Raw genomic sequence first — 8323 nt, forward strand, 5'->3', positions numbered from 1 at the left:
AGGAACTTCTATCTTCACCCAAGGCCCGCCCCTCATTCATCACCAACACCCGGCAGTCAGAGACCGCGTCACGCACTCTGAAACCGGAAGAGCCGTTAAAGTCCACTCATCATCAGGGACCTCGATGCTTATCCCCAACACCCCTGCCCGATCGGCGCGCCCACACTCAACTCTGAAGAGCCTCTAAAATCATATCATCGTAATCACTAAATTTGACTCCGCTAATGACATTGTCGTCACGTGGTTTTCCGTCTTTCCATAGGCGTGTGACAGTCAGTACTGTATGCTGATTGTTTTCGTTGGCAGCATTGTGTGGATAATTGGCGGCCAGGCCGAATACTTCAGTTTCACAGGATGCGAGGGAGGTTAGCAACTGATAATGAGGCTTGTTCGAATTGGATGTGATAGCGCGAACGAGGTAACGCCCATCACCCACGAAGCCCTCATTGCTTAGCCAGAATGCCTTGTCCGTCCCTATTATGCGTACTCGGCCGGTAATGGAATCGCCGTTTTCGGCCGGATGTTTCTCGAATTGATGGTTCCAGCTGTACAGCCATTTTTCGTCAATAAGCGACAAGCCGTGCTCATCCCAGAGCGGGCGCGAGGTTGCAATCCGACCCATTTTGTACAGTTCGATCTTCCCGGCTGAGTCGACGACTCCGGCAAAGGTCTGCTTCGGCTTCAATGGGCCTTTGGCATACCTGTTATGCGAGAATTGTATAACTGTGGAAGCTGGCTCTAGGTCCGTCGTCCTTAAATTCGCGATGTCTGCTGGCGTGTTAGTGGTGCAGGCAGTTGTGAAGGTAAGGGTTGCGGTGAGCAGAGCGAATATTCTGAGGCTGTTTTTCAAATCGCGCGATTGCCTACTAGAAAATCTTATAGACATGCGTGCTCCTTGAGTATAAGATGTCGTGAGGGTATACGCCCGGGCCTCCATCGGAATCAAGATCAATGCCTGATCCGTCGTGGTATGCAACCCAAACTAACTGGGAACAGTTGATAGCGCCGTTCTTCGTTTTGTTAAATGCGAAATTAATGCGGTATGGCCGATTGCGTAGATGGTTATATGCGTAATTTGCGGCAGAATTGCGTTTACCCTGGGTGGTCCATACCGTCATGAGACGGGTACTTCCCCTTGATACCTCTACGTTCCCGATTTTGTCTTGGCGAGACAGTCCTTCACCGGGAGCGTGCACAACCGTCGATGTTGAGTTATATATGCCGACGTGTGCGTGATTATAGGTGAGTGTGCGAGCGGGGGTGTAGAAAATATCGCCCTTTTGGGTTGCATTTACGAGTTTCCGTGTGCCGCCGCCACCGCTGCGAATGTCGATGCTGTCTGCAGTTGCAGCGGAGTCGCCAATAGCTGCTTCTTCTTTGGCTGCCGCTTTCAACTCGCCAATGGCTTGGGCAAGGGCTTCTGCTCGCGTGATCCGGTTATCTTTTGCGTAATCCGCTGCGAGTTCCTTCAATAGGCTTCGATCGCCGCCGCCTTGTAATTCGATCACCCTCGTCAGCAGATGTTCCTCCGACGGATGTTCGTTGCTGGAGGCGGGGAGAGCTGGTGAGAAGAGGATCAGGACGCCGAGCGTGGCGGACAGGATTTTGTTGTGCATGGAGTGCTCCGTTGATTGAGATGAGCTGTGGGAAGCGACAGCAAGGATAGGCTAGGTGATTTCGATCATAGTCTTTCTGAGGGGGGAGCCAGAGGAGCGTGCGACAGTTTCAGTCGCCGCCTGTGGACAACAGTCAATGTCAGTGCCCACCTGAGACAATGGCAGCGATGTCCCTCCTTGCAGCACTCGACCCCGACCAACGCCGCGTCGCCGAACACCTGCGCGGCCCGCTGTGTGTGCTCGCCGGCGCCGGCACCGGCAAGACGCGCGCCATCACCTACCGCATTGCGCACGGCGTGAAGTCCGGCGTCTACCATCCGACCTCCGTCCTTGCGGTGACGTTCACCGCGCGCGCCGCCGGCGAAATGCGGGCCCGGCTGCGTGAACTCGGTGTCGCGGGCGTGCAAGCCCGCACCTTCCACGCCGCGGCGCTGCGCCAACTCAGCTATTTCTGGCCGCAGGCGGCGGGCGGCCCGCTGCCCAAGGTGGAAGAAAAGACGCTCGGCCTCGTCGCGGAGGCCGCAGGTCGGCTCGGCATCGAAACGGACCGCGCGCTGCTCTTCGATCTCAACGCCGAGATCAAGTGGGCGAAGGTCCAAATGATTTCGCCCGACGACTACCAGCGCCGCGCGCTCGGCGCGGGGCGCGCGGCAATCGCCGACCTCGACCACAGGACGATCGGCTCGCTCATGAGCGCCTATGAGGACGCCAAGGCCGAACGTGGCGTCATCGATTTCGAGGACATCCTCCTCATCCTCGTCGGACTCATGGTCGAAAAACCCGACGTGGTCCGCGAGATCCGTCGCCAATACCGCCACTTTGTCGTCGACGAATACCAGGATGTCTCCCCGCTACAGCAGCGCCTGCTCGAGCTATGGATGGGGGAGCGCGACGACCTGTGCGTCGTCGGCGATGTCTCCCAGACGATCTACTCGTTCGCGGGCGCGAGCCCCACGTTCCTCACGAGCTTTACCGACAAGTTCCCGGGGGCGGAAAAAATCCAGCTCGTGCGCGACTACCGCTCGACCCCACAGGTCGTCGACATCGCGAACCGCCTGCTGCGCACCGCCTCCGGTCGGCTGCCCGCGGGCGCCGTGAAACTCGAAGCTCAGCGCCCAAGCTCCGTGCCCGTCCAGTTCCACCATGCCGACGACGATGCCGCCGAAGCCGACGCCATCGCCAAGCAGATCACCGAACTGACCGACCTTGGCGTCCCGCTATCGGAAATCGCGATCCTCTACCGTACGAACGCGCAGTCTCAAGCCTTTGAAACGGCCCTGAATGCCGCCGACATCGGCTATCAGGTGCGCGGCGGTGAACGGTTCTTCTCCCGGCCGGAAATCCGGCGCGCGCTCGTCATGCTGCGCGGCGCGATGAACACGACCGATGAGGACATGCCGCAGGCCGTGCGCGGTGTTCTGTCGAACCTCGGCTGGGCGAACGCCGCCCCCGAGCAGGCCGGGGCGCTGCGCGAACGCTGGGATGCCCTCAACGCGCTCGTCACCCTCGCCGACGATCTGCACGCCTCGCGCGGCGCGAACCTTGCCGACTTCGTCGCCGAACTGCACGACCGTGCGTCCAACCAGCATGCGCCCACCGTTGAGGGCGTCACGCTCGCCTCGATCCACTCCTCCAAGGGCCTCGAATGGGACGCCGTCTTCCTCGCCGGCCTGTCCGAGGGCCTCATGCCGATCTCGATGGCGAAGACGCCGGAAGCCATCGAGGAAGAAAAACGCCTCCTGTACGTCGGCGTCACCCGCGCCCGCGAGCACCTGCGCCTGTCGTACTCCTCCTCGCGCTCCGGCTCGCGCTCCTCGCGCAGCGTCAGCCGCTTCCTCACCGGCATCTGGCCCGCGGAGGAGGGGCGCGAAAAACTGCGCCAACGCCGCGCCACGAAGGACAAGATCGACCCGCTCGCCGAACTCGACGACGACGCGCAAGTCCTCTTTGAACGACTGCGCCAATGGCGGGCCGATATCGCAGAAGAAACCTCCAAACCGGCGTTCACCATTCTGCACGACGCGACCCTCGTCGCGATCGCCCAGTCGCAGCCAAAAAATCTCCGCCAACTCGCCCTATTGCGCGGGATCGGCGCGACAAAACTCGACCGCTATGGAGGCGACATCCTCGCGCTGATCGACGGCGAGTAACTAAGTAGCGAGACACGCTAGTGGAGTTTGCGACATTTGCCTGATAGCGTGCAGCGCATGACTTGTGATAGCACTCACACCAGAGTGCCGTACGACGGCTTCTCTGCCCACGTGTCGGAGCAGCTCGAACGCGACCGCGCCACCGCCAAGCCTCCGCAGTCCGCCTTCGCTGGCGCGAGCGCGGAGCTTAGGGTCGAATTGCGCGAGATCGTCGACGAACTGCTCGAGGACCTCGACGGCCTCGCCGCCGACCTACACGCCCACCCCGAGACGGCGTTCGAAGAACACCGCTCCGTCGCGGCGCTTGCCACCCTGCTCGAATCGCGCGGCATCGCCGCCCACACCAACGTGTTCGACGTCGAGACGGCCGCCGTCGCCGACCTGCCCGGCGACCGCGAGGACGGGCCCGGCCGCCGCATCGCGATCCTCAGCGAATACGACGCGCTGCCCGGCATCGGCCACGCCTGCGGCCACAACGTCATCGCGGCCAGCGGCGTGGGCGCCTTCCTCGCCCTCGCGGCCCTGCGTGAGCGCCACCCCGACGCCGTCCCCGGCCGGGTGCGCTGGCTCGGCACCCCCGCTGAAGAGGGCCACACCGGCAAGGAATACATGGCTCGCGGCGGCGCCTTCGACGGCCTCGACGCGGCCATCATGATCCACCCCTACGGCTTCGACGTCACCGACCAGGTCTGGCTCGGCCGCCGCACCCTCACCGTGACGTTCCACGGCCGCCCCGCCCACGCGTCGGCCCAGCCCTTCATGGGGATCAACGCTCTCGACGCAGCAAACCTCGCCTACTCCGGCATCGGGCTGCTACGCCAACACATCCTTCCCGTCGACCGCATCCACGCGATGATGCCCGTCGGCGGGGACCGCGCCTCCATCATCGTTGCGGAAGCGCAACTGAAACTGTACGTGCGCTCCAAATATCCCGACACGCTGCGCGACCTTTCGCAGCGGATCGACGATATCTGCCGGGGCGCCGCACTCATGACCGGCTGCCGCGTCGAGATCGACTGGGACGAGCACCCGCCGTCCCTGCCCGTACGCAGCAACCGCGAACTGGAAGCACGCTATGCCGCCGCCATGGTCGAATGCGGCCGCGACATCCTGCCCGGGGGCGTGCTCACCGAGACCATCGCTGCCTCGACCGACTTCGGCAACGTTTCCTACCGCGTCCCGGGCATTCATCCCCTCGTCAAGATCTCAGCAGAGCACGTCGCCTTGCATACCGAAGAGTTTGCGCAGGCGGCAGCCTCCCCGGCCGCCACCAAGGCCATCGACGACGCGAGCTACGCGCTCGCGGCGACCGCTCTCGATTTCCTTGCCGACGACGAGTTAGCGGCCGCCGTGCGTGCCGACTTCGACGCCGCCGGCGGGGCCGTCGATGTCCCCTCATACTTCGACCCGAAGGACTGATCCATGACCGCACAATCGCCGCCGCGCGAAAAGCAATCGGCGTTCGACCGCTTCCTTACCACCGTCGAGCGCCTCGGCAATAAACTGCCCGAGCCCTTCACCCTCTTCCTCGGCCTGTTCCTCATCACGGGCGTCATCTCGACGATCTTCGCGTTCATGGACATGCGCGTGCAGGTCCCCGGCGCCGATAAGGAGACCGTGATCCGCGGCCTATTTACCGGCGAGGGCATGAGCTGGCTGACGACGACGATGGGCGAGAACTACATCGGCTTCCCGCCGCTCGTCACCGTGCTCCCGATCCTGTTGGCCGTCGGCGTCGCCGAAAAGACCGGCTTCCTCGCCGTGGCCGTGCGCAAGCTCTTCGGCGCCGCGCCCGGCTGGCTGCTGCCCTACGTCGTCGGATTCGTCGGCGTTGTCGGCTCGATCATGGCCGACTCGGCGTTCGTCGTCATCCCGCCGCTGGCCGCCCTCGTCTTCAAGGCCGTCGGTCGCCACCCCGTCGCGGGCCTCATCGGTGGCTTCGCCGCCGCGGGCGCGGGCTACTCCACCTCGATCGTGCCGACGTCGCTCGACGCGCTGTTCGCCGGCATCACGACCAAGGTCATGGAGTCGCTGCCGAACACGAGCTACGCGCCGGTGAATCCGATCTCGAACTACTACTTCAACATCGCTTCCTCGATCGTCCTCGCGATCATCGCCGGTTTCATCATCGATAAGGTCGTCGAGCCCCGCATCAACCGCCTTGGGATCTCGCGCGAGTACATCATTCCGGTGAAGGACAAGACCGAGCAGGTCGAGGTCAAGGTCCACGAGGAGACGCCGCGCCAGAGCCCCGCCAAGCGCGACAAGTCGCCCGGCTACGAAGAGGGCGAAGAAGTCTCCCTGGAGATCTCCGACAAGGAGCGTCGCGGCCTGACGATGGCCCTCATCGCGGGCGGCATCCTCACGGTCGTCATGCTGGTCTCGATCCTCGTGCCGAACTCGCCGTGGCGAAACGAAGAGGGCGCCTTCTTGCCGTCCTCGCCGCTGCTGAAGTCGATAGTCTTCATCGTCTTTGCCTACTTCATGCTCATGGGCGCGGTCTACGGCAAGATCGTTGGCCTCGTGAACTCCGTCGGCGATCTCGTCGGCTTCATGGTGCAAGCCTTAAAGGACGTCCTCGGCTTCCTCGTGCTCGCGTTCATCCTTGGCCAGTTCATCGCGCTGTTTAACTGGACCGGCATCGGCCAGCTCACGGCCGTCAAGGGTGCGGAGTTCCTAGAAAACATTGGCCTGACCGGCTTCCCGGCGATCCTCGCGTTCATCGTGCTCGCCTCGATGCTGAACCTGCTCATCATCTCCGGCTCCTCGATGTGGACGCTCATGGCCGCGGTCTTCGTGCCTATGTTCGCCCTCATCGGCTACGAGCCGGCGTTCGTGCAGGCCGCGTTCCGCGTCGGCGACTCCGCCACGCAGATCATCACGCCGCTGAACCCCTACATGATCGTCCTGCTCGCCATGATACGGCGCTATGAGCCCGAGGTGGGCTTCGGATCGGTCATGGCGCGCATGCTGCCGTTCGTCATCCCGTTCTGGGTGGCGTGGGCATCCTTGCTCGCGCTGTGGTTCTTCCTCGATCTACCGCTTGGACCCGGTAACGGCATCATGCTGCCGGCCTAAGGAAAACTTGCCCAGTAAATAACTGGACAGGTCAAAATCAGGACGCTTAGAGTGAGAAGCGTCCACGACCAGTCGATGGTCGCAACGTTTAGGAAAGGAGGCATCGCCATCATGTGGAATCTGATCTTCACGCCCGCGCTGACCTCCGTAGGGATCAGCTTTAGGTAGAGCTGCGTTCTCGAGCGTCTGCTCGAGTCCGGCCTTACCAAAGCCCTATGGGGTCGCGTTATCAGCCGACCCATTTTCCCTAGGCGCACGGCGCCTTCCCCTCAACGTTTGTGAAAGTGACCTCGACCGTGACGATCAGTTATTTACCGGGCGCGGCAGTCTGCGACGACCTTCAGCAGCTCAATCCGCCGTGCGCGTCGGCTCCGGAACTGTTTTTTGCTGAACGCATGCCCGAATTAAAGGCCGCCCAAGCCCTGTGCGCCGAGTGCCCGCTGCGCCAAGACTGCCTGAGCGCAGCCCAGCAGCGCGCCGAGCCGTGGGGCGTGTGGGGCGGCGAGATTTTCCACGACGGTGCCATCGTCGCGTTCAAGCGCGGCCGTGGCAGGCCGCCGAAGACCGAGTGCGAGAGTGCTTAAGGATCCGGCCGTTGACACGGGCAGGCGGGGTGGAACGCCCAGATGCGTCGCCCCGCCTGCAGGGTGCGGCGATCGATGACGACGGCATGCAACGGTGGTGCGCCCACGTCGTAGCCGTATGCCGCGATGACCTGGAAGGCAAGTGCGCCGACCATCATGCCCGTGCCTGCACTGAGCGCAGGCACGGGTTTTGTGCGTAGCTGGGCAGCGATGATGGCGCGGCGCGGGTCGCGCTCGGAACGGTAGGCCTCCTGGCAACCGGGGCAGGGAGTTTCGCCCGGGATGACGACCGGGGAAATCTCGACGGCGTTATCGCCGACGGTCAGGCACACGAACGGTTGATCCTCTCGCATCAGGGGCGCGGTGCGGGCCGGATCGGGCAGGTAGGGCGAGGTGAACAGGGCGACGGTGCGCTCCGGCAGCGTCGTTCCCAGACGAGCGCGCGCGACCTCGTGGCGCAGGTGAGCGCACTCGCGCGGCGTATTGACCGGCGTCGGTTGCGTATCGACCTCGCATCGCACGCCCGCGGCGATCAGCTGGCGGATCGTCGCCGCGCTCGTCGGCGCGGAGTCCAGGGCTAAAACCCCAAAGGGCGCGAGATTCGCCGCGGGCTCGACATGGCCAGCGGCGCGCAGCTCGTCTTGGAGCTGCGCGAAATGCTCGACCTCGTCCTCGGGCAGGAACGGGGCTCCGCTCGCGCCCTCCAGCATCCACTGCTCGAGCGCCGTGACGACCCGCAGCGGGACATCGCGCAGGATCGTCGGCGTAAGGAAGCCGTCGTCGTCACCGACCTGCAGGTCGGTGGAGTTGAGTCCCTCATAGTGGTGTAGCGGGGTGGTCGTGCTGGACAGCAGGGCGGTCACCGCGTGATCCTCGAGTTCATCTTCTACAACTC

6 protein-coding genes and 1 pseudogene are annotated in these 8323 nt (G+C 63.2%); 4 read left to right on the forward strand and 3 right to left on the reverse strand.

Annotated features, from left to right (window positions below; genetic code table 11):
- Positions 1–166: 166 nt before the first annotated feature.
- A complete protein-coding gene (locus BSZ39_RS13650; RefSeq protein WP_143180519.1) occupies positions 167–886 on the reverse strand; it encodes a hypothetical protein in 720 nt (239 codons plus the stop codon).
- Positions 867–1616 (reverse strand): hypothetical protein, encoded by a 750-nt coding sequence (locus BSZ39_RS13655; protein ID WP_143180520.1) that lies wholly within the window; start codon positions 1614–1616, stop codon positions 867–869. The genes BSZ39_RS13650 and BSZ39_RS13655 overlap by 20 nt, the downstream gene beginning before the upstream one ends.
- 167 nt (positions 1617–1783) lie before the next feature.
- On the opposite strand from BSZ39_RS13655, the gene BSZ39_RS11545 reads away from it, so the two are divergent.
- The 4 genes from BSZ39_RS11545 (at position 1784) to BSZ39_RS13660 (ending at position 7428) form a co-directional block, all read left to right on the forward strand.
- A complete protein-coding gene (locus tag BSZ39_RS11545; RefSeq protein WP_245792511.1) occupies positions 1784–3766 on the forward strand; it encodes an ATP-dependent DNA helicase UvrD2 in 1983 nt (660 codons plus the stop codon).
- Between the two features lie 84 nt (positions 3767–3850).
- Positions 3851–5185 (forward strand): M20 family metallopeptidase, encoded by a 1335-nt coding sequence (locus tag BSZ39_RS11550; RefSeq protein WP_222842949.1) that lies wholly within the window; start codon positions 3851–3853, stop codon positions 5183–5185.
- 3 nt (positions 5186–5188) lie between these two features.
- Positions 5189–6844: an AbgT family transporter gene (locus BSZ39_RS11555; protein WP_073717476.1), complete on the forward strand. Its 1656-nt coding sequence runs from the start codon at positions 5189–5191 to the stop codon at positions 6842–6844.
- A 296-nt stretch (positions 6845–7140) separates the two neighbouring features.
- Entirely contained in the window at positions 7141–7428 is a 288-nt protein-coding gene (locus tag BSZ39_RS13660) for a WhiB family transcriptional regulator (RefSeq protein ID WP_281247144.1), read from the forward strand.
- Here the strand turns inward: BSZ39_RS13660 and BSZ39_RS11565 are convergent.
- Positions 7425–8323 (reverse strand): annotated as a pseudogene (locus tag BSZ39_RS11565) (hypothetical protein); the annotation flags it as partial. The gene BSZ39_RS13660 and the pseudogene BSZ39_RS11565 sit on opposite strands and share 4 nt — an antisense overlap.

It is taken from the genome of Bowdeniella nasicola (genome assembly GCF_001907295.1).
Lineage (GTDB): Bacteria > Actinomycetota > Actinomycetes > Actinomycetales > Actinomycetaceae > Bowdeniella > Bowdeniella nasicola.